Source organism: Amycolatopsis sp. NPDC114478 (assembly GCF_055633805.1).
Genome location: NZ_JBVKDO010000018.1, coordinates 67,263 through 87,128 on the forward strand (window position 1 = coordinate 67,263; position 19,866 = coordinate 87,128).

Below are 19,866 nucleotides of genomic sequence, written 5' to 3' on the forward strand. Positions count from 1 at the left end.
GTCGTTAACCTTTACGGTCGTAAAGTATATGACCGCGACCGGGTCCGCAAGGGGCGCACCCCGCGTCCCGCCGGAGCCTCAGCCCCCGTCGTGGATGCGGGCGACCAGGCCGGTTTCGATCTTGCGCAGAGTGGCGATCGCGGCGTCGACCTCGCCATCGTCGGCAACGGTCCCCTCGAGCAGCTGGCTCCAGGCGGTACGCAACCGCCGCAGGTTCTCCCCTGCTTTCTCGGTGGGGTAAAGGCGAACGCGCCGGGCGTCGTGCCGGTCGACGTCCCGCCGCACGAGACCTGCCGCCTCGAGTCCGCGCACCGCCCGGCTGAAGTTGCTCGAGATCAGCTGAGTGGCCTCGGCGGCCGCACTGGCCGTGGTTCCCGGGTTGCGGTCGATGTAGCGCATCACCGCTCCCTGGAGCGGGGTTCCCGACTCGATCTCGGCCCCCTTGGCCGCCGCGATGTGCCGGCCCACGGCGAGGACCAGGTCGGCGAGTTCGAACAGCCTCGACGCTTGCTCGTCGTCCATCCCGTCAGAACCTCCGGTCGCGGTGGATCGCTGTCACATGAATGCTATCACTTGACAGGTAACTGCTTGAGTCGTAGCTTTGCTGTCATCTGATAGGCATCCGTGCGGCCTTGCCGGACAAGGCCCTGACCTGCGCAAAGGATCGACCGTGACTCTCGTCGCCATCGAGGAGCATTGGATCTCCCCGGCTCTCACCACCGCGCTCGAAGCCATGCCGCACCCGGACGAGAGCCTGGCCTTCAACGAGCTGGGCGACCATTCGCAGCGCCTGACGGACCTGGACGAGGGCCGCATCGCCGCCATGGACGCCCAAGGCATCGACGTCTCCGTCCTCGCCCTGACCCCTCCGGGAACCCAGTCGCTACCGCCCGGGGAAGCCGTGCGGTTGAGCCGCACCGCGAACGACCTCGCCGCGGCGGCCGTCGGCAGGAATCCGGCGCGATTCCGGGCGCTGTCGACCCTGCCCATGTCCTCTCCGGAGCACGTCGTCGACGAACTCGTGCGGGCGAAGAGCCTCGGCCACGTCGGGACCATGGTCTACGGCCGCTCCGGCAAGCGCTTTCTCGACGATCCGGCCTACGACGAGTTCTTCGCCGCGGCGGCCGACCTCGGCCAGCCGGTGTTCATCCACCCCCAGATTCCCTCGGACAGCGTCCGCGACGCCTCTTACCGAGGTCTTGGCGACCTGACCGATCTCGCGCTGGCCACCTTCGGGTGGGGCTGGCACGTCGACACCGCGACCGCGGCACTCCGGCTCATCCTGCGCGGCACCTTCGACCGCCACCCCGCGCTGCAGGTCGTACTGGGTCACTGGGGAGAGATGCTGCTGTTCTGGCTGGACCGCGCAGACAGCCTCGCGCGCGTCGCCGACCTTCAGCATCCGGTCTCGCACTACATCCGGACGAACTTCCACATCACCGCCTCCGGCATGCTCAACCCGGCTTTGCTGCGCCACGCCCTCTCCGTGACGACCGTCGACCGGGTGCTCTTCTCCACCGACTACCCCTTCCAGCACCCGAGCCGGGACGAGATCGGCTCCTTCCTCGACCACTTCGACTCCGACGAAGACCGGCGAAAGTTCTCCTCCGCCAACGCGGCGGCGCTCTACGGCCTCGCGCTCTGAATCCCTCCCCTCAAGGACGAAATGGCTTCCTCACGGTTTGGTTCACCCACGCGCTCCCTGGTGCTCGGCGGAGGCGGCGCCGTCGGCGTCGGTTGGCAGATCGGCTTTCTGACGGGACTGCGCAAGTCCGGTATCGACTTGGCCGGAGCCGAGACGATCGTGGGCACTTCCGCCGGCGCTCTCGTCGGCGCGCTCCTGGCCGGCGGCCGCGAGGTCACCGACGCCCTCGCCGGCCTCGCCGCACTCGGGCAGGGCGTCGCCCCCGACCTCCTCGCGTCGGGCAACGCGGCTTTCTTGAACGCGTTGCGCCAAGCGAACTTCGGGAACGATCCGCGGCAGGCGCTCAGGCTCATCGGCCGTGCGGCGCAGGAGGCGAACACGCTCTCCCGCGATGCCTACAACGCGCTGTTCAGCTCGCTGGACGACATCACGTGGCCGGCCGGCTTCCGATGCACGTCGATCGACATCGAGACCGGCGATCTCTTTGTGTGGGGCCAAGAATCCGGGGTCGCGCTGCGGAATGCCGTGGCCGCCAGCTGTTCCGTACCCTTGCTGTTCCCCACCGTCGTCATCGAGGGACGCCACCACATGGACGGTGGCGTTCTCAGCCACCTGAACCTCCCGGCCGCCCCGCCGTCCGATGTGGTCGTCGTGCTTTCGTGTCACCCACTGGGGTCGCCGGGTGACAGCGCTCTGGCCACCTCCATCGCCGGGGCGAACGAGGAACTGGCCCGGCTGCGTGACACCGCGCGGGTGCTGGCGATCGAAGCGGACTTCAGTGAAATCGAAGCTCCGGCGGACATGTTGATGGACCCGAACCTCGCCGTGTACGCCCTTCAGATCGGTGAGCGGCAGGCTTCGCGCGAGTTCGAGACGATCCGGTCCGCCTGGAACTCCTGAGCCCGTCCCCTCTTCCTATGCGCGGCTGTGAAGTGTGACGGCGTAACCATCGGGATCACGGAAGGTGAACATCGGCCCGAATGGACTGAGCGACGGCGGCGCCACGATCGGCACCCCGGACTCGGCGAGCCGATCATGAGCCTGCTGGACGTCGTCGACTTCCAACCACAGCACCACACCCGCTCCCGGCGACGGCTGGGCAGCCGCCGGGTCGAAGCCGGGAAGCGGTTCCCTGACCGCGAAGGGAAGGGGTGAGGTGTCGAAGACGACGGCGTGCGGTGGCCCGCCGCCGGCCCGGACGAGACCGAGCCGGTCCTCGTAGAAAGCGGCCGACGCCTGGAGATCCGCGACCTGAAGTGCGATGAAGCTGGGGCCGGTGGCGCGCATGCTGTTCTCCGTCTCTGTATATCAGGACCCTGATATAGCCAGCCTATGTCAGGATCCTGATATCGTGCAAGAGGTGAGCGGGAAACCCTTGAACGACGACCTCGGCTACGTGCTGAAGCAGGCGCAGACGGCACTGAACGCCGCGATGGACAGCGCCCTGCGGCCCTGCGGGCTGACGGTGCCGCAGTACTCGTGCCTGGAACTCCTCCACCGCGAACCGGCGCAGACGAACGCGCAGCTCGCGAGGGGCGTGTTCGTGACGGCGCAGTCGATGAACGACGTGCTGCGCGGGCTGCAGCGCCGGGGTCTCGTGGAGCGGTCCGCCACCGCCACGAGTGGACGGGCCCGTCCGGCTCACCTCACGGAGCGCGGAGAGCAAGCGGTTCTCGAGGCACGGCGATCGCTCGAGCCGGTCCAGTTCGCCATGGAAGCGATCGCGAAAGCTCCCGAGCACTCGCAGCTGCTCAACAGCCTGCACGCGATCGTCGACACCCTCGAGGGCGAGGACTGACCACGCAACCCCGCCCCCGGCGCGGCAATCTCCACGGTACTGATCCGGGCGCATTTCCGCCGTCCGTGTCGGCTGTCGTGCGCTACCCTTCACGGGTAATCACATGACGCCACAAGAAAGGCATTCTCGTGATTCTGATCACAGGCGCGGGCGGTAACGTGGGATCCGCTCTCGTCACCGAACTGACCGCCGCGGGTGTTCCGTTTCGCGCCGCGTACCACTCGCCGGAAGCGGCTCGCAAAGCGGCCGCCGACGGCATCGACGCGGTCACCGTCGAGCTGGCCGACCCGGACAGCATCGCTGCCGCTTTGCCTGGCGTGTCAAGGGTTTTCCTGCTCGGCGCGATGAGTCCGGAGCAGACCCGGCAGGAGTCGAACGTCGTCCGGGCCGCCGTCGACGCGGGGGTCGACCACATCGTCAAGCAGTCGTTGTGGCGGGCGGACGAAGAATTGACGCCGATCGCCCGACTGCACCGCCCGGTCGAACGCATGCTGGAAGAATCCCCGGTCGACTGGACCTTCCTGCGCGCGAATTTCTACATGCAGACCTTCTCGCGAAACTGGGCCGTAAGCATCCGTTCGGCGAATTCGTTCGCCAGTCCACTCATCCGCGGTCCGATCGCTTTCGTCGACGTCCGCGACGTGGCCCGCGTCGCCGTGCGCGCGCTCACCGAAGACGGCCACGCCGGCCAGGCCTACGCCCTCACCGGCCCGGAGGCGCTGACCTACGAGGACGCGGCGGGGGTGCTGTCGGACGTGCTCGGGCGGCCGATCACCTACACCGGCCTGTCCAACGAACAGGCGCTCACCCTGCTCCCCCAGTTCGGCGTGCCGGCCTTCGAGGCCGAAGCCCTCGTCGGGGTGTGCAACTTCTACCTCGACGGCGGCGCCGAGACCGTGACACCGACGGTCGAGACGCTCACCGGACGACCGCCCGTCAGCTTCCGCGAGTTCGCCGTCGACCATCGCGAGGTCTTCGGCTGACGACTCCCGGGGTGGCCCCGCCGCCGGGGCCACCCCGGCGGAGGAAAAGCCGCACAAAGTGCGCAGGAAAAAACTCCGGCGAACACCGGACGACGATTCTCTCGGACCGCAACGAGGTGTCGACGAATCGACCGTTCCGCGAATCTCCGGTGGTGATCACCCGACCCACGTTTGCGGCGCGGACAATAGCAGCTTTCAAAGCGGTTCATCGCCGGACAATCGACGTTGCGTGAACGTACGCCGCACTGTGCACTTTCGGCCCGAAATTCGGGTCGATTCACGGCACGGCCGAAAAGGCAGGACAGGGCCGGAAATCACCCCGGGTCGCATGCAGCGCCCGAAGTGCCCGAGGCGCTCTCGAGCGGACCGGATCACCTCCATGCGTTCGATTACCGAACCAATGTTGTCTCTTGTGACAAGACTATAGCGGTGCGGCCGCCCCGGCAAGGTGGTGACCGGGCTCAGCCGACGTACATCTCCACGGCCTCCTCCTGGAGGAGCGAGGGCAGCTTCGCCGCCGTCGACTCGTCGGCGGGCATGCAGGTGAACAGGCGGATTTCGGGCGAGTCCAGCGCGGCCATGCGCACGTAGTCCACGGTCAGCAGCCCCAGCCGCGGGTGGTCGAACTCCCACCGGGTGGACCCGAAACCGCCGACGTCGTGGCTGTCCCACATCGCGCGGAAGATCTCGCTGGTCGCGCACAGCTCGTTGCTGAGCTGGTCGAACCGCGGATCGCCGACGTACTTGCCCGCGTCCACGCGGAACTGCCCGAGCAGGCTCGCCGCCTGCACGCGCCAGTTCACCAGGAGCCGGCGCAGCGAGGTGTCGGCGAACATCATCCGGATGATGTTGCGCTCGGCCTCCGGGAGCCGTTCCGGGTCGCCGATCAGGCCGACCTCGGCGTCGTTCCAGGCCAGCAGGTCCCAACTCGGGCTGACCAGGTAGGCCGGGTGGGGGTTCAGGACCTCGAGCAGCCGGCGCAGGCTGGCGCTCGGTGAAGTCGTTTGCTGGCTCAGCGGAAGCGGGGTCGCGGCCAGGGCGAACAGGTGCTGACGCTCGACTTCGTCGAGCTGGAGGCCGGTGGCGAGGCTGTCGAGGACCTGGCGGCTGACGGTGATGTTGCGCGCCTGCTCGAGCCAGGTGTACCAGGTCACGCTCACGCCGGTGAGCTGCGAGACCTCCTCCCTCCGAAGCCCCGGTGTGCGCCGCCGCCCGCCACTCGGGATGCCGACGTCGGCCGGCTTGAGGCGGTTGCGGCGGGCCCGCAAGAACGCCGCGAGCTCCTGTCGGTGCGCCTGGTCTGCCATCGCTGCCCCTCGATCGAAAACCATGAGTTCGTGTCCGTTTTACGCCCGATAACCGCGTCGCCCATTAGCCGCGAAGCCTTGAGGTTAACTGTTGCCGTACGTCGGATGGATTCACCGCCCCGCGCGGTGATTCGGTGTGACGAATGCGGACGATGTGGCTAGCTAACATGGTGCTGCGAGAACCAGCATAACTTCTTCCATATTCCGCCGCGTTCACTCCTGTAAGAATGCTCGGGTAGGCGCAGCAAGTTGGTTCCAATGGCGGGACTGGCCCCACCTCGGATCCGGCCTCGGGCGACCACTCACCCGCGCCGCCGCCCCCGAACCGGCGAACGCGCCTTCCACCCGGCAACCACCGCCACGCCGCGCGGACACTGCCGATCGGACACGGGAGCCCTGATTGCGAACGTTGCTTCTGGACAACCACGACTCGTACACCTTCAACCTCTTCCAGCTGATCGCCGAGGTCAACGGCACCGAGCCGACGGTCGTCGTCAACGACGACCCGGCGCTGGCCAGCTTGCGGCTGGCGGACTTCGACAACGTCGTCATCTCGCCCGGACCGGGCCGGCCGCAGAACCCGCGGGACGTCGGGCTCGTCGCCGACCTCCTGCGCCGCACCACGCTGCCGGTCCTCGGCGTGTGCCTCGGGCACCAGATCATCGGCCACGTGGCCGGCGCCGACGTCGTCGCCGCGCCCGAGCCGCGGCACGGTCACCTGGCCAAGATCACGCACACCGGAGACGACCTGTTCGCCGGGATCCCGGCCGAGTTCGTCGCCGTCCGCTACCACTCGCTGTGCGTGGCCGAGCCCCTGCCGCCGGAACTGGACGTCACCGCCACCGCCGACGACGGCGTCGTGATGGCGATGCGGCACCGGACCCGGCCGCGCTGGGGCGTGCAGTTCCACCCCGAGTCGATCGCCTCCGGCTTCGGACGCGAGCTCGTCCGCAACTTCGCCGAGCTGACCCGCCGCCACCGCACGACGGCCACCCCGGCCGGCACCGAAGCCGCCCGGGCCGCGGTCGAACCGGACGGCGCCCCGGTGGCGGACCTCCGCCTGCTGAGCACGGTCGTCCCGACCGAGGCCGACGCGGAAGCGATCTTCGGCGCGCTGTTCGCGGACTCGCCGAACTGCTACTGGCTCGACAGCAGCCGGGTGGAACCCGGGCTGTCCCGGTTCTCCTTCCTGGGCGACACCTCGGGCCCGCTCAGCGAAGTCCTGACCTACCGGCTCGGCTCCGGCGCGGTCAAGGTGCGCGACGCCGACGGCGTCCGGGTCGCCGCCGGCACCATCTTCGACGTCCTGGAAGACCGCCTGCGGCTCCGCCGGCTGCCCGAGACCCACCTGCCGTTCGACCTGACGGGCGGTTACGTCGGTTACTTCGGTTACGAGCTGAAGGCGGAGTGCGGCGGCAACGTCCGGCACACGGCGCCGACCCCGGACGCCGCCTGGATCTTCGCCGACCGGCTGGTGGCGATCGACCACGAGGAAGGCATCACCTACGTCGTGGCCGTGCACGACCAGGCGGGCCGCGACGACGCGGTGGCCTGGCTGGACCGGACCGCGGCGCGCCTGATCGACCTGCCGGCCGCCGCCGCGCCCGAGCCGGCCGAGGTGACCACCGGGGAGACCGAAGCCGCCGACCACCTCGTGCGCGGGCAGGACCGGTACGAAGCGGACATCGAGGAGTGCCGCCGCCAGCTGATCCGGGGCGAGAGCTACGAAATCTGCCTCACCAACCAGCTCACGGTCCCCTTCAACGAGGACGACGCGTCGTTCTACCGCAGGCTGCGACGCGTGAACCCGGCGCCCTACTCGGCGTTCCTGCGCGTGGAAGACGTCTCCGTCTTCTGCTCCTCGCCCGAGCGCTTCCTCAAGATCGAGCGGGATCGCAATGTGCAGAGCAAGCCGATCAAGGGCACCGCGCCGCGGCACCCGGACCCGGAGCAGGACGCCCGGATCGCCGCCGAGCTCGCCGCGAGCGCCAAGACGCAGGCCGAGAACCTGATGATCGTGGACCTGCTGCGCAACGACCTCGGCCAGGTGTGCGAGATCGGCACGGTGCACGTCGACCCGTTCATGGCGGTGGAGAGCTACCAGACGGTGCACCAGCTCGTCTCGACCGTGCGCGGGGTGCTCAAGCCGGACGTCACGCCGATGGCGACCGTGCGGCACTGCTTCCCCGGCGGCTCGATGACGGGGGCGCCGAAGCAGCGCACGATGGAGATCATCGACCGGCTGGAGACCGAGGCCCGGGGCGTCTACTCGGGCACGCTCGGGTTCTTCGGGCTCACCGGCGGGACGGACCTCAACATCGTCATCCGCACCGCGGTCCGCCAGGGCGACCGGCTGACCATCGGCGCGGGCGGGGCGATCGTGCTGGATTCCGACACCCGCGAGGAGTACGAGGAAATGCTCCTCAAGGCGATGGCGCCGCTGCGGGCCTACCGGGCACCCGCCGTGTCGTCGGACCCCGGGACCACCTCGTGACCAGCACCTGGCGGTGGCTGCCCGGACCCGGTCGGCTGACGCCCACCGACCGGCCGGCCGAGGTCGAAGTCGTCGACTCCTGGCTGGTCGAGGACGGCCGGGCACGCGGTCTCGCCGAGCACCGGCGGCGGTTCTCCGCGTCCTGCCGGCGGTTCGGGCCGTCGGACGGCGACGTCGGCCGGTTCTTCGACGCCGCCGTCCGGACGATCCCGTACCCCGGCCGCTGGTTCCCGCGCGTGGAACTCGTCCGGGAAAACGGCGAACCCGGTTTCCGCCTGCTCGTGCGGCAGGCGCCGCCGCGCACCGCCGTGGTGCGCCTGTGGGCGTGCGCCGACCGGCGGCGGGAGCCGGGCGTCAAGGGTCCCGACCTGCCGTGGCTGGCCGAGGTGCGCGTGGCCGCGCGAGCCGCGGGCGCGGACGAAGCGGCGCTCGTCTCGCCGTCGGGCCACGTGCTCGAAGGCGGCACGACCAGCCTCGTCTGGTGGCGGGCGGACACGCTCTGCGTGCCGCCCGCGGAAACCGTGCTGCCCGGGGTGACCCGGCGGCTGCTGGTGGCCGCCGCCGAGGCGGCGGGGACCCCCGTGGCGGAGGCGGAGGCCACGCCCGCGGAGCTGGCGGACCTCCCGGTCTGGGCGGTCAACGCCCTGCACGGCATCCGGCCGGTGACCGGCTGGGCCGGGCTCGCCGAAGCGCCACCGGTCCGGCCGCCGGGCCGGTGGCAGCGGCACCTGGACGACCTCTCTGTCCCCCTGACCGAAGGAAGCGGTACCGATGCCCATCGAGTCCACCACTGAGCGCCCCGCGTTCGAACGCGACCTGCTCGGCGAGCTGGCCCGGCGCTGGAGCCGCCGGGTCGCGGTGAAGAAGGACGAACTCGACCTCGACGGCCACTTCGACCCCGGGATGCCGGACTTCCCGGAGCACCTCGTCCCGGTGCTCGACCTGCCCGGCGCCGAGAAGCTCGAGCACGACGACCGGCGCCGGATCCTGGCCGCCTCCTGGATCGCCTACAACGCGAAGACCGCGGCGATCGAGGACGAGGTCATCCTCCCGGCCTGCCGGCTCATGCTGACCGGGCGCCTGCCCGTGCGCGGCGACGACAACGCGGTCGCGGCCCTGCACCAGACGATCATCGACGAGCACTACCACATCCTGATGTGCCACAACGCCGTCGGCGTGACGCGCCGCCGCCGTGACCTCGAGGACCTCGAGTTCGACCCGAAGAGCTGGTCGGTGGTCCGCGGCCTCGAAGAAGCGCGGGCCGGCACGTCCGGGTTCGAGCGGGACCTCGTCGAGATCGCCTTCTCGCTGGCGGCCGAGACGACGATCAGCGGGTTCCTCTCGACGCTGGCGTCGGCCGAGGACATCCAGCCGATGAACCGGATCACCACCGACCTGCACCGGCGGGACGAGAGCGGGCACGCGGTCGTGTTCCGCGAACTGTGCGGCTCGCTCTACCGCGGTCTCGACGCGGCCGACCAGGACCTGTTCCGGGACGCGCTGGTGCGCGGCCTGACGGCCTTCCGCGCGGCGGACTTCGAGCCGTGGGTGCTGGTCGCCGCCGAGGGCGGGCTCGGCATCGGCCCGGACGACCTGGCCGCCTGGGCCGCGGACCGCCCGGCACCGGCCCGCGACACCGGGCCGCTGCAGCTGCTCCTGAACGACCTCGGGATCAGCGACGACCTCGTGGACCTGACCCGCCAGCGGAAGCAGCCCGGCGATGCCCGTGCTCACTGACGACCAGCTGGCGATCGCCAGGACCGCGGAGCAGTTCGCCGCCGAATACCTCGCGCCGCAGGCGGTCGAGTGGGACGAGCACCACACGTTCCCGGTCGACGTCCTGCGCAAGGCGGCCCAGCTGGGCATGGGCGGGATCTACGTCCGCGAAGACGCGGGCGGCAGCGGACTGTCCAGGATGGACGGTCTGCTCGTCTTCGAGGCGCTCGCCGCGGGCTGTCCGTCCGTCGCCGCCTACCTGTCCATCCACAACATGGTCGCCTGGGTCGTCGACGCCTACGGCGACCGCGCCCAGCGCGACCGCTACCTGCCGCACCTGTGCTCGATGCAGTTCCTGTCGAGCTACTGCCTCACCGAACCCGGGGCGGGCTCGGACGCGGCGGCCCTGCGCACCTCCGCCCGCCGCGACGGCGACCACTACGTCCTCAACGGCACCAAGCAGTTCATCTCCGGGGCCGGCACGTCGGACGTCTACCTCGTCATGGCCCGCACCGGCGCTCCCGGTCCCGGCGGGATCTCCGCCGTGCTCGTCGAACGCGACGACCCGGGGCTGTCCTTCGGGCCGGAAGAACGCAAGATGGGCTGGAAGGCCCAGCCGACGCGGCAGGTGGTCTTCGAGGACGTCCGGGTGCCGGTCACCCGGCGGCTCGGGCCGGAGGGCGCCGGGTTCCGGATCGCGATGAGCGGGCTCAACGGCGGCCGGCTCAACATCGGAGCCTGCTCGCTGGGCGGCGGCGCGGAAGCGCTGCGCCGGACCGTCGCCTACCTGACCGACCGCAGTGCCTTCGGGCACCCGCTGATCGAGGCGCAGGCACTGCAGTTCCGGCTGGCGGACATGGCCACCGAGCTGGAGTCCGCGCGCTCGCTGCTGTGGCGGGCGGCGCGCGCCCTCGACGACGGGGACGAGGACGCGCTCCGGTTGTGCGCCATGGCCAAGCGGGTGGCCACCGACGCGGGGTTCGCCGTCGCCGACGGCGCGCTCCAGCTGCACGGCGGCTACGGCTACCTGGCCGAGTACGGCATCGAGAAGATCGTCCGGGACCTGCGCGTGCACCGGATCCTCGAAGGCACGAACGAGATCATGCGCCTGATCGTGGCCCGCACCCTCCGGGAGGGAACCCGATGAGAACCGTCATCTTCGACAGCGGCTCCGAACACGAGCAGGTCGTGTTCTGCCAAGACGTCCGCAGCGGCCTCAAGGCCATCATCGCCGTCCACTCGACGACGCTCGGCCCGGCGCTGGGCGGCACCCGGTTCCACCCCTACGAGTCCGAAGAGGACGCGCTGGCCGACGTTCTCGCACTCTCGCGCGGGATGGCCTACAAGAGCGCGCTGGCCGGCCTCGACCTCGGCGGCGGCAAGGCCGTCATCATCGGGGATCCGGCGAAGGACAAGTCCGAAGCGCTGCTGCGCGCCTACGGCGCCTTCGTCGCCAGCCTCGGCGGGCGCTACATCACCGCCTGCGACGTCGGGACGTTCCCCGCGGACATGGACGTCGTGGCGCGGGAGTGCGCCTACGTGACCGGCCGGTCGCCGGAGTTCGGCGGCGCCGGCGACTCCTCGATCCTCACGGCGTACGGCGTCCTGCAGGCACTGTTCGCCGCGGCCGAACACCGGTGGGGCAACCCCGCCCTCTACGGCCGCCGCGTCGGCGTCGAAGGCGTCGGCAAGGTCGGCGCCCGGCTGGTCGGCCTGCTCGTGGAAAACGGGGCGACCGTCGTCGTGTCCGATGTGGACAGTGCGGCGCTCGAGCGGGTGCAGGCCGCCCACCCGGGCGTCGAAGCCGTGGCGGGACGCGCCGAGCTGGCCGCCGCCGATCTCGACGTCTACGCGCCCTGCGCGCTCGGCGGCGTGCTGACGCCGGCGCTCGTGGAAGCGCTGTCGGCGTCCGTCGTGTGCGGCGCGGCCAACAACCAGCTCGCCGACGACGGCGTGGCGAAGCTCCTCCACGACCGCGGAATCCTCTACGCGCCCGACTACGTCGTCAACTCCGGCGGTCTGGTCCAGGTGGCGGACGAGCTGTCCGGGTTCGACTTCACCCGGGCCGAAGCGCGGGTCCGCGGCATCCGCGACACGACCTCGCGGATCTTCCGGATCGCCGGCGAACGGGCGGTCCCGCCGGCGACCGCCGCGGACCTGCTCGCCGAGGAGCGGATGCGGGAGGTCGGCGCGGTCCGGTCCCTGCGCTCCCGGCTGGCGACGCCGGTGACCACGACGGGCGGTGCCCGGTGACCAAGTCCCTCCAGCTCCCCGGACCGGCGCTGCAGCAACCGGACTGGCCCGACGGCGACCTGCTCGCGGCCGTGCTCGACGACCTCGGCGAGGTACCGGGCCTGGTGGCGCCGGGCGAATGCGACCAGCTGACCGGCCGGCTCGCCGCGGTGGCCCGCGGGGAGGCGTTCCTGCTGCAGGGCGGCGACTGCGCCGAGCGGTTCGGCAGCTCGTCGGCCGGTGACGTGCACCGGAAGATGCGGCTGCTGCTGCAGATGGCCGTGATCCTCACCTACGCGTCGGCGCTGCCGGTGGTCAAGGTCGGCCGGATCGCCGGGCAGTACGCCAAGCCGCGGTCGAAACCCACCGAGACGCGGAACGGGGTGACCCTGCCCGCCTACCGCGGCGACGCGGTCAACGGCTTCGAGTTCACCGAAGCCGCCCGGACGCCCGACCCGCGGCGGCTGCGGCGGATGTACGACTGCTCGGCGGAAACGCTGCGGGCGCTGCGCTCGTTCGCCGACGGCGGCGGCGCGGACCTGGCGCGGGCCCACGAGTCGAACCGCGACTTCGTCTTCCGCTCCCCCGCCGGGCGGCGCTACGAGCACCTCGCGCGCCGGATCGACCAGGCGATGTCGTTCATGCACGCCTGCGGCGTCGACCCGGCGGAGCTGCACAGCACCCAGCTGTTCGCCAGCCACGAAGGACTGCTGCTCGACTACGAGAAGGCGCTCACCCGCCGGGACCCGCGGACCGGCCGCGACTACGCCGGCAGCGGGCACATGCTGTGGATCGGCGAGCGGACCCGGGACGTCGACGGCGCGCACGTGGCCTACTTCTCCTCGATCGCCAACCCGATCGGCGTCAAGCTCGGGCCGGCGACCACGCCCGAAACGGCGCTGCGGCTCATCGACCGGCTCGACCCCGACCGCCGGCCGGGCCGGCTGACCTTCATCGTCCGGATGGGGGCCGGCCGCGTCCGCGACCGGCTGCCCGACCTCGTGGAGCGGGTGACCGGCACCGGCGCGCAGGTCGTGTGGACGTGCGATCCCATGCACGGCAACACCTTCGAGGCACCGAGCGGGCACAAGACCCGGCGGTTCACCGACATCCTCGACGAGGTGTCCGGCTTCTTCGAGGTGCACAAGGCGCTGGGGACCCACCCCGGCGGCATCCACGTCGAACTCACCGGCGACGACGTGACCGAGTGCCTCGGCGGCGGGGACGAGCTGGGCTTCGACGACCTGCTGAAGAGCTACGAGTCCGCCTGCGACCCGCGGCTCAGCCGGAGCCAGGCGCTCGACCTCGCGTTCCTGGTGGCCGAGATGATCCACCCGGAACCGGTGCCCGCGGGGCGGCGGAAGCCGTGGTGAGCCCGGCCGTGCCGCTGTCCTTCGACCCGATCGCGCGGGCCGCCGAGCTCTGGGGCGGCCGGATCGGCGACCCGACGGCGATGGCGGCGGTCACCAACGTGATGCGCGTCCAGCAGATCCTGCAGCGCGAGGTGGACGCGGCCCTGGCCCGCCACGGCATCACCTTCGCCCGGTACGAGGCGCTGGTCCTGCTGTCCTTCGCCCGCACCGGCCGGCTCGCCATGTCGGTGATGGGGCGGCGGCTGCAGCTGCACCCGACCAGCGTCACCAACATCGTCGACCGGCTGGAGGGCGACGACCTGGTCCGGCGCGTCCCCGACGCCGGCGACCGGCGCACCACGCTGGTCGAACTGACCGCGGCGGGCCACGACGTCCTGGCCGCCGCGACCACCACCGTGATCGGCATCCGGTTCGGTCTCGCGGGTCTCACGCCCGCGCAGGCCCGGACGCTGACCGACCTGCTCACCAAGGTGCGCAGGGCCGCCGGCGACTTCCGGCCGGCACCCACCCACGACCACCACCACCAGGAGGAAAGGCGCAATGTCGCTCGCTGCTGATGTGACGGAGATCCTCGACCACCCCGCCGACCGCGTCCCGGGCGCCGACGAGTACGTGCAGGCCGCGATGCAGTGGCACTTCGGCCCGGAGACGGGGTCGCCCTACTGGCTCGAAAAGGCCAAGTCCCTGGAGTTCGACCCGCGCACGGACGTCCGCGGCGTCGCCGACCTGACGCTGTTCCCCAACGTCGTCAACGAGCTGCGCGACGTACCGGTCGAGGAGCTGGTGCCCCGCGGGTACGGCGAGGGCGTCAAGCCGTTCGGCGTGTACGAGAGCGGCGGCACCACGGGCGCCCCGAAGCGGGTCGTCTGCATGGCCGACTGGATGGACCGCTGGGTCGCGTTCTGGACGGCGAAGATGGCCGAGCGCGGCTGCCCGGCCGACGCGAACATCCTGGCCGTCATGCCCACCGGCCCGCACATCTACGGCACCGTGATGCAGCTGTGGGCCCAGCGCAACCGCGGCACGCTGTTCACCGTGGACATGGACCCGCGCTGGGTCAAGAAGTGCATCGCCCAAGGCCGCGCCGACGAGGCCGGCCGCTACGCCGAGCACCTCATCGGCCAGGCGGAGTTCGTCCTGCGCACCCAGGACGTCGGCGTGCTCGTCGCGACGCCGCCGCTGCTGGAGCGGATCAGCCGCAACGACGAGCTGGTCGCGCTGATCAACGAGAAGGTGCGGTTCATCCAGTGGGGCGGCGCCCACATGGACGCCGACACGCGGCACCTCTTCCGCACCGAGATCTTCCCCGGCGCGAAGCTCCAGGGGTCCTACGGCAGCACGATGATCCTCTGCGGCACGGTCGAGCGGACGGGGCTCGGCGAGGACGACTGCGTCTTCGACACCTTCGCCCCGCACGTCTCGTTCTCGGTCGTCGATCCGGCGACCCGTGAACCCGTTCCGTACGGCCGGCGCGGCCAGGTGGTCATGAACCACGTCAGCAAGGGCATGCTGCTGCCGAACAACCTCGAGCGCGACATGGCCACGCGGCTGGCGGCGCCCGAGGGGCACCCCGGCGACTCGGTCGCGGCGATCGGGCCGGTCGAGACGTTCGAGGACGAGACCGTCATCGAAGGCGTCTACTGATGCGGCTGATCCCGGCGCTCGGCCCGCGCGGGCCGTTCGCCGCCCGCAACCGCCAGGACGTCCCGGACGTGACCGGGGCGGCGGTGGCCGAACTGAGCCTGGTGCCCGGGCTGTACGTCCACCGCGCGACGACGGCGTTGCGCAAGGCGGCCCCGCTCGCCCCGGAAGACCGTGCGGACGCCCTGGCCCGGGCCGCCGAGCTGTTCGCCTCCGGCACCTTCGGCGAGCTGACGCACGAGGAGTACCTCCGTTCGGTCAGCCGGGTCTCGGGCATGCCGATCACCTACGTCCGGGCCGCCGCTTCGGTGATCACGTCGGCGGCCGCCGACGCCCCGAAGACCGTCGAGCACGCCCGGCCGCTGGGCGCCGTCACGCGGTGGCGGGACCCGGTGGTCCGGCAGGGGCACGCCTTGTGGGCGCGCCGCGGTGACGTGTTCGCCGTGCACGCGGCCGGCAACCACCCGGGGATCCACGCGGTGTGGCTGGAGGCGCTCGCGCTCGGCTACCGGGTCGCCGTCCGCCCGTCGCGCCGCGAGCCGTTCACGCCGTTCCGGCTCGTCTCGGCGCTGCGCGCGGCCGGGTTCGGGGACGACCACGTCGTCTTCCTGCCCACCGAGCACGCGGTCGCGGGCGACGTCATCGCGGGCGCCGACCTGGCGATGGTCTACGGCGGCGACGACGTCGTCGCCAAGTACGGCACCAGCACCGACGTGCTGCCCCAGGGACCGGGCCGGTCGAAGATCCTGCTGGCCGACGGCGAGGACCACCTCGACACGGTGCTCAGCTCGATCAGCTCCGAGGGCGGGATGGCCTGCGTGAACACCACCGCGGTGTTCGTCCGGGGCGATCCCCGGCCGGTCGCCGAGGCCATCGCCGAGCGGCTGGCCGCGTTGCCGAGCGTGCCGCCGGACGACGAGACCGCCCGGTTGCCGGTGCTGCAGCTGGCGGCCGCGCAGAGGATCGAGCGCGCGGTCACCGCCGCGGCGCGCGGGGCCGAGACCCTGACGGGCGGAATCGCGGACCTGGGCGACGGCAGCGCGGTGCTCCGGCCCGCGGTGCACGTGCTCGACCGGGCGGACGCGCCGCAGGCCGCGGTGGAGATGGGCTTCCCCTGCGTCTGGGTCGCCCCGTGGACCCCCGAGGACGGGGTCGCCCCGCTGCGCGACACGCTGGTGCTGACCGCCTTCACCGACGACGAGGCGCTGGTGGACCGGCTGGTGGAGGAGCCGTCGATCAGCAACGTCTACGTCGGCGAGCACCCCACGCACTGGATGCGTCCGCACGTCCCGCACGACGGGTTCCTCGCGGAGTTCCTGATGCGGACCAAGGGCGTGGTGCGGGACTGAGCCGGGGCCGCCGGTGCGGGAACCGATCCCGCACCGGCGGCCCCGAATGTATGATTACCGAACTTCTGTTCGCCCGAGTGCCGGAAGGACTCTGTTGCCGAGGCTCAACCCCGACGACGCCGCGCGCCGCGAAGAGCGCACCCTCACCTCCGGCGCCAACCCCGCCGACTTCTCGGAGGCGCTGGCCCGCGGCATCTCCGTCCTCCGCGCGTTCACCGCGGACCGGCGGGAGATGACGCTCGCCGACGTGGCCCGCGAAGTCGGGCTTTCGCGTGCGACCGTGCGGCGCTCACTGACCACCCTGGTCCACCTCGGCTACCTCGAGCTGCGCGGCCGCCAGTACACGCTGACGGTCCGCGTGCTCGAGCTGGCGTCCGCCTACCTGGGGGCGAGCCCGACCGGGGTGGTCGCGCAGTCGTTGTGCGAACGCCTGTGCCGCGAGACGCACCTCGCGTGCAGCACGGCCGTGCTCGACGACGACCACGCGGTGATGGTCGCCCGCGCGGCACCGCAGCAGGTCTTCTACTACGGCGCCGGCGTCGGGTTCCGCCTCCCGGCGTGGCACACCGCGCTCGGCCGGGTCCTGCTGGCCGCGCTGCCCGACGACGAGCTGGACGCCCGGCTGGACAAGCTCGACCTCGTCCGGCACACGGAGCATTCGACGGCGGCCAAGAAGGAGCTGCGCGAGCACATCCTGACGGCCCGGTCGGACGGTTACGCCTACGTCGTCCAGGAAGCGGACTCGACGATCCATTCGGTCGCGGTGCCGCTGCGCCGCTGGGACGGCCAGGTGGTGGCGGCCGTCAACGCGGGCGCGCAGATCGGCGCCACCGACGCCACGACGATGACCGGGCCGGTCCTGGAACGACTCCGCGCGGCGGCGCGGGACACCGCACCGCTGTTGGTCTGACTGGGCAGGACTGCGCCGCCGTCGGCAACACGCGAGGTCCGCGGCAAGCCCCGGTCAGAGCCGCGGCCGCGAGCACCAGCCGCCAGCGACACGCGAACTCCGCCGCCCCCGGTCAGAGCCGCGCGACCGCGAGCACCGGCCGCCAGCACCACCCGAACTCCGCCGCCAGCCCCCGTCAGAGCCGCGCAGTCGCCGCACCGACCGCCCGCAACACGCCAGCTCCACCGCAAGCCCCGGTCAGAGCCGCGCGGTCGCCGCACCGGCCGCCAGCAGCGCCGCGATCTCCTCCTCGGTCTTCCCCAGCACCCGCCGCAGCACTTCGGCCGTGTCGGCGCCCAGGCAGGGGGCCGGCCGGTGCACCCGGCCGGGTGTCGCCGACAGCCGGTAGGGCAGGCCCTGGTAGCGGCGCTTGCCGACCTCCGGGTGGTCGAGGGTCTGGTAGAAACCGATCGCCTCCAGGTGCGGGTCGTCCGCGAGGTCCGCGCCCGAACACACCGGCGCCGCGGCGATCCCGTTCTCCTGCAACACATCCGCGGCTTCGCGCTTGTCCGGCTGCCGGCTCCACGCCGCGACGGCGGCCTCCAGCTCCGCCCGGTGCCGGAGCCGGCCGTCGAGCGTCGCCAGCTCCGGGCGGTCGCCGACGCCGATGACCGCGCGCAGCCGCGCCCACTGCTCGTCGTCGTAGGCCGCGACGGCGAGCCACTCGTCCGTTCCCGCGGCGGGGAAGATCCCGTGCGGACACGCTCGCGGCGCCGGCTCGGCCGGGTCGCCCCGCAGGAACTCGCCGAGCAGCTGCAGGCCGACGCCGCGCAGGTTCAGCTCCAGGTGGTGCCCGCGTCCGGTCGCGAGAGCGGCGAGGACGAGCCCGGTGCCCAGCAGGCCGGAAAGCGGATCGAGGTACGCGCTGCCGCTGTTGTACGGCACGCCGTCGCCGTAGCCGATCAGGGACATCGCGCCGGTCGTCGCCTCCACCGTGGGACCGACCCCGACGTGGGAAGCCAGCGGGCTGGTGACGCCGAACCCGTTGATCTCCAGGAAAACGAGGTCGGGCCGCAAGGACCGCAGCGTGGTGTAGTCCAGGCCGAGCCGGTGCAGCGCGCCGGGCGCGAGGTTGCAGACGAAGACGTCGCTGGCCGCGACCAGCTCGTGCATCGCGGCCATCCCGGCCGGGTGCTTGAGGTCGAGCTCGACCGAGAGCTTGTCGCTGTTCTCGGTGTTGAACCACGAGCTCCGGTTGTAGGGCCGGTCGCCCGGCGTGAGGTCGGGGTACCGGCGGACGTCGCCGCCGGTGGTCGCGCCGCGCCACGAGTCGATGTTGCGGAACGACTCGACCTTGATCACCTCGGCGCCGAGGAAACCCAGTGACCGCCCGGTCAACGGGCCGGCCCACGCGGTCGTCATCTCCAGCACCCGTTTGCCCGCCAGGGGCCGCCGGCGCGGTTCGGCGGGAGCCGGGAGCACGGCGACCGGCACGGGTCCGGAGCGCGGCAGCGGACCGGGAGCCAGCGCGCCGTCGATCTCCTCCGCCCAGAAACCGGCGTTCCCCCGGTTCGGGTCGGCGGCGAGGGTGGGCAGGTCGAGGACGGCTTCCACGGCGAGGCGGTGTTCCTCGCCCATGCCGACGACGGAAGCGACGTCGAGTTCCCGGAGCCGGCCCGCGAGGAGCGCGGACGCCGCGGCCCAGTTGCGGTTGAGCGCCTTCGGGGTGGCGAACCGTTCGTCATCCACCAGGGCGTCGAGACCGAGCGCGGCGCACGTCGCCTGCCACCGTCCACTGAGGACGAACATGACCACCCAGCCGTCCCGGCAGCGGTAGGTGTCGACCAGGCCGGGGTACGCGCCGCGCCGCGGGTAGGTGCCGTTGTAGTCGTACTGCGCGATGAGGCTGGGGCTGGTCGTGGCCGCCACTTCGTCGACCGCGACCCCGACCCGCTGCCCGAGCCCCGAGCGCTGCCGCTCCACGACGGCGGCCATCGCCGTCGCGAACGCCGCCGCGCCGGCGGCGTAGTAGGCGCGGTGCCCGAACCCGTAAAGCGGCGGTCTGTCCGCCGCGCCGGTCGCGTGCGCCAGGCCGGACAAGGCCTGGTGCACCAGTTCGCCGCCGTGCCAGCCGGCCCGCGGCCCGGCGGCGCCGAACTCGGTCACCCGGCACAGCACGGTGCGCGCGGTCACCGGCGGGTCCGCGTCTTCCCCGTCGGTGACGACGACATCGGCGCGGCGGACCAGGTCGCCGACGGCTTCACCGCCGATCGGCCGCTTGCCCGCGTCCAGGTGGGCCGCCAGGCCCGGTGCCCAGCCGGGATCCGGGACCGCCAGGACGACGTCCGCGCCGTGGTCGGCGAAGCGGCGGGCGCAGAACCGGCCCGCCGGCGATCGCGAGAGGTCCGCGACGGTGAGGAAGCCGAGGTCGAGCACGGC

Annotated in this window: 18 protein-coding genes; 14 read left to right on the forward strand and 4 right to left on the reverse strand. The window is 71.7% G+C overall.

All coding sequences use genetic code 11. The features are described 5' to 3' along the window. Positions 1–78: 78 nt before the first annotated feature. Positions 79–522: a MarR family winged helix-turn-helix transcriptional regulator gene (locus ACZ7OH_RS37910; protein ID WP_470285281.1), complete on the reverse strand. Its 444-nt coding sequence runs from the start codon at positions 520–522 to the stop codon at positions 79–81. A 148-nt stretch (positions 523–670) separates the two neighbouring features. Between ACZ7OH_RS37910 and ACZ7OH_RS37915 the strand changes: the two genes are divergently transcribed. Both ACZ7OH_RS37915 and ACZ7OH_RS37920 read left to right on the forward strand, forming a co-directional pair. After that, positions 671–1,645 (forward strand): amidohydrolase family protein, encoded by a 975-nt coding sequence (locus tag ACZ7OH_RS37915; RefSeq protein ID WP_470285282.1) that lies wholly within the window; start codon positions 671–673, stop codon positions 1,643–1,645. 21 nt (positions 1,646–1,666) lie between these two features. Then, positions 1,667–2,545 carry a patatin-like phospholipase family protein gene (locus ACZ7OH_RS37920; protein WP_470285283.1) on the forward strand — a complete coding sequence of 293 codons (879 nt, stop codon included), beginning with the start codon at positions 1,667–1,669 and terminating at the stop codon, positions 2,543–2,545. A 15-nt stretch (positions 2,546–2,560) separates the two neighbouring features. On the opposite strand, the gene ACZ7OH_RS37925 is transcribed toward ACZ7OH_RS37920, so the two are convergent. Continuing rightward, complete coding sequence (locus ACZ7OH_RS37925; protein ID WP_470285284.1) at positions 2,561–2,932, reverse strand: VOC family protein; 372 nt, start codon at positions 2,930–2,932, stop codon at positions 2,561–2,563. A gap of 73 nt (positions 2,933–3,005) precedes the next feature. Between ACZ7OH_RS37925 and ACZ7OH_RS37930 the strand changes: the two genes are divergently transcribed. Together ACZ7OH_RS37930 and ACZ7OH_RS37935 are read left to right on the forward strand one after the other, a co-directional pair. Next, positions 3,006–3,443, forward strand: a complete 438-nt coding sequence (locus ACZ7OH_RS37930; protein WP_470285285.1) for a MarR family winged helix-turn-helix transcriptional regulator — start codon at positions 3,006–3,008, stop codon at positions 3,441–3,443. Between the two features lie 128 nt (positions 3,444–3,571). Beyond that, the gene (locus ACZ7OH_RS37935; RefSeq protein ID WP_470285286.1) at positions 3,572–4,426 is read left to right on the forward strand and encodes an SDR family oxidoreductase; all 855 of its coding nucleotides are present in this window, start codon (positions 3,572–3,574) and stop codon (positions 4,424–4,426) included. 461 nt (positions 4,427–4,887) lie between these two features. On the opposite strand, the gene ACZ7OH_RS37940 is transcribed toward ACZ7OH_RS37935, so the two are convergent. Beyond that, positions 4,888–5,733: a helix-turn-helix transcriptional regulator gene (locus tag ACZ7OH_RS37940; protein WP_470285287.1), complete on the reverse strand. Its 846-nt coding sequence runs from the start codon at positions 5,731–5,733 to the stop codon at positions 4,888–4,890. 400 nt (positions 5,734–6,133) lie between these two features. Between ACZ7OH_RS37940 and pabB the strand changes: the two genes are divergently transcribed. From pabB to ACZ7OH_RS37990, 10 genes are all read left to right on the forward strand, one after another. Then, entirely contained in the window at positions 6,134–8,227 is a 2,094-nt protein-coding gene (pabB, locus tag ACZ7OH_RS37945) for an aminodeoxychorismate synthase component I (protein WP_470285288.1), read from the forward strand. Then, the gene (locus tag ACZ7OH_RS37950; protein ID WP_470285289.1) at positions 8,224–9,021 is read left to right on the forward strand and encodes an aminotransferase class IV; all 798 of its coding nucleotides are present in this window, start codon (positions 8,224–8,226) and stop codon (positions 9,019–9,021) included. Before pabB ends, ACZ7OH_RS37950 begins: the two co-directional genes overlap by 4 nt. Then, complete coding sequence (locus ACZ7OH_RS37955) at positions 8,999–9,964, forward strand: diiron oxygenase (RefSeq protein WP_470285290.1); 966 nt, start codon at positions 8,999–9,001, stop codon at positions 9,962–9,964. The genes ACZ7OH_RS37950 and ACZ7OH_RS37955 overlap by 23 nt, the downstream gene beginning before the upstream one ends. After that, entirely contained in the window at positions 9,948–11,090 is a 1,143-nt protein-coding gene (locus ACZ7OH_RS37960) for an acyl-CoA dehydrogenase family protein (protein ID WP_470285291.1), read from the forward strand. The genes ACZ7OH_RS37955 and ACZ7OH_RS37960 overlap by 17 nt, the downstream gene beginning before the upstream one ends. Further along, positions 11,087–12,196: a Glu/Leu/Phe/Val family dehydrogenase gene (locus ACZ7OH_RS37965; protein WP_470285292.1), complete on the forward strand. Its 1,110-nt coding sequence runs from the start codon at positions 11,087–11,089 to the stop codon at positions 12,194–12,196. Before ACZ7OH_RS37960 ends, ACZ7OH_RS37965 begins: the two co-directional genes overlap by 4 nt. Then, the gene (locus ACZ7OH_RS37970) at positions 12,193–13,548 is read left to right on the forward strand and encodes a class II 3-deoxy-7-phosphoheptulonate synthase (protein WP_470285293.1); all 1,356 of its coding nucleotides are present in this window, start codon (positions 12,193–12,195) and stop codon (positions 13,546–13,548) included. Before ACZ7OH_RS37965 ends, ACZ7OH_RS37970 begins: the two co-directional genes overlap by 4 nt. After that, positions 13,545–14,105 carry a MarR family winged helix-turn-helix transcriptional regulator gene (locus ACZ7OH_RS37975; RefSeq protein ID WP_470285294.1) on the forward strand — a complete coding sequence of 187 codons (561 nt, stop codon included), beginning with the start codon at positions 13,545–13,547 and terminating at the stop codon, positions 14,103–14,105. The genes ACZ7OH_RS37970 and ACZ7OH_RS37975 overlap by 4 nt, the downstream gene beginning before the upstream one ends. Beyond that, on the forward strand, positions 14,089–15,192 hold the full coding sequence (locus tag ACZ7OH_RS37980) for a phenazine antibiotic biosynthesis protein (protein ID WP_470285295.1): 1,104 nt from the start codon (positions 14,089–14,091) through the stop codon (positions 15,190–15,192). The genes ACZ7OH_RS37975 and ACZ7OH_RS37980 overlap by 17 nt, the downstream gene beginning before the upstream one ends. Then, the gene (locus tag ACZ7OH_RS37985) at positions 15,192–16,538 is read left to right on the forward strand and encodes an aldehyde dehydrogenase family protein (protein WP_470285296.1); all 1,347 of its coding nucleotides are present in this window, start codon (positions 15,192–15,194) and stop codon (positions 16,536–16,538) included. The genes ACZ7OH_RS37980 and ACZ7OH_RS37985 overlap by 1 nt, the downstream gene beginning before the upstream one ends. A gap of 94 nt (positions 16,539–16,632) precedes the next feature. Further along, positions 16,633–17,448, forward strand: a complete 816-nt coding sequence (locus ACZ7OH_RS37990) for an IclR family transcriptional regulator domain-containing protein (protein ID WP_470285297.1) — start codon at positions 16,633–16,635, stop codon at positions 17,446–17,448. Between the two features lie 237 nt (positions 17,449–17,685). Here the strand turns inward: ACZ7OH_RS37990 and ACZ7OH_RS37995 are convergent, their stop codons facing one another. Next, positions 17,686–19,863, reverse strand: coding sequence for a CaiB/BaiF CoA-transferase family protein (locus ACZ7OH_RS37995; protein WP_470285298.1), 2,178 nt, complete (start codon positions 19,861–19,863; stop codon positions 17,686–17,688). Positions 19,864–19,866: the final 3 nt, after the last annotated feature.

Coding starts and splice junctions, on each gene's coding strand:
- ACZ7OH_RS37910 (WP_470285281.1), bottom strand. CDS start 522: ATGGACGACGAGCAAGCGTCGAGGCTGTTCGAACTCGCCGACCTGGTC.
- ACZ7OH_RS37925 (WP_470285284.1), bottom strand. CDS start 2,932: ATGCGCGCCACCGGCCCCAGCTTCATCGCACTTCAGGTCGCGGATCTC.
- ACZ7OH_RS37940 (WP_470285287.1), bottom strand. CDS start 5,733: ATGGCAGACCAGGCGCACCGACAGGAGCTCGCGGCGTTCTTGCGGGCC.
- ACZ7OH_RS37960 (WP_470285291.1), top strand. CDS start 9,948: ATGCCCGTGCTCACTGACGACCAGCTGGCGATCGCCAGGACCGCGGAG.
- ACZ7OH_RS37955 (WP_470285290.1), top strand. CDS start 8,999: ATGCCCATCGAGTCCACCACTGAGCGCCCCGCGTTCGAACGCGACCTG.
- ACZ7OH_RS37920 (WP_470285283.1), top strand. CDS start 1,667: ATGGCTTCCTCACGGTTTGGTTCACCCACGCGCTCCCTGGTGCTCGGC.
- ACZ7OH_RS37965 (WP_470285292.1), top strand. CDS start 11,087: ATGAGAACCGTCATCTTCGACAGCGGCTCCGAACACGAGCAGGTCGTG.
- ACZ7OH_RS37980 (WP_470285295.1), top strand. CDS start 14,089: ATGTCGCTCGCTGCTGATGTGACGGAGATCCTCGACCACCCCGCCGAC.
- ACZ7OH_RS37985 (WP_470285296.1), top strand. CDS start 15,192: ATGCGGCTGATCCCGGCGCTCGGCCCGCGCGGGCCGTTCGCCGCCCGC.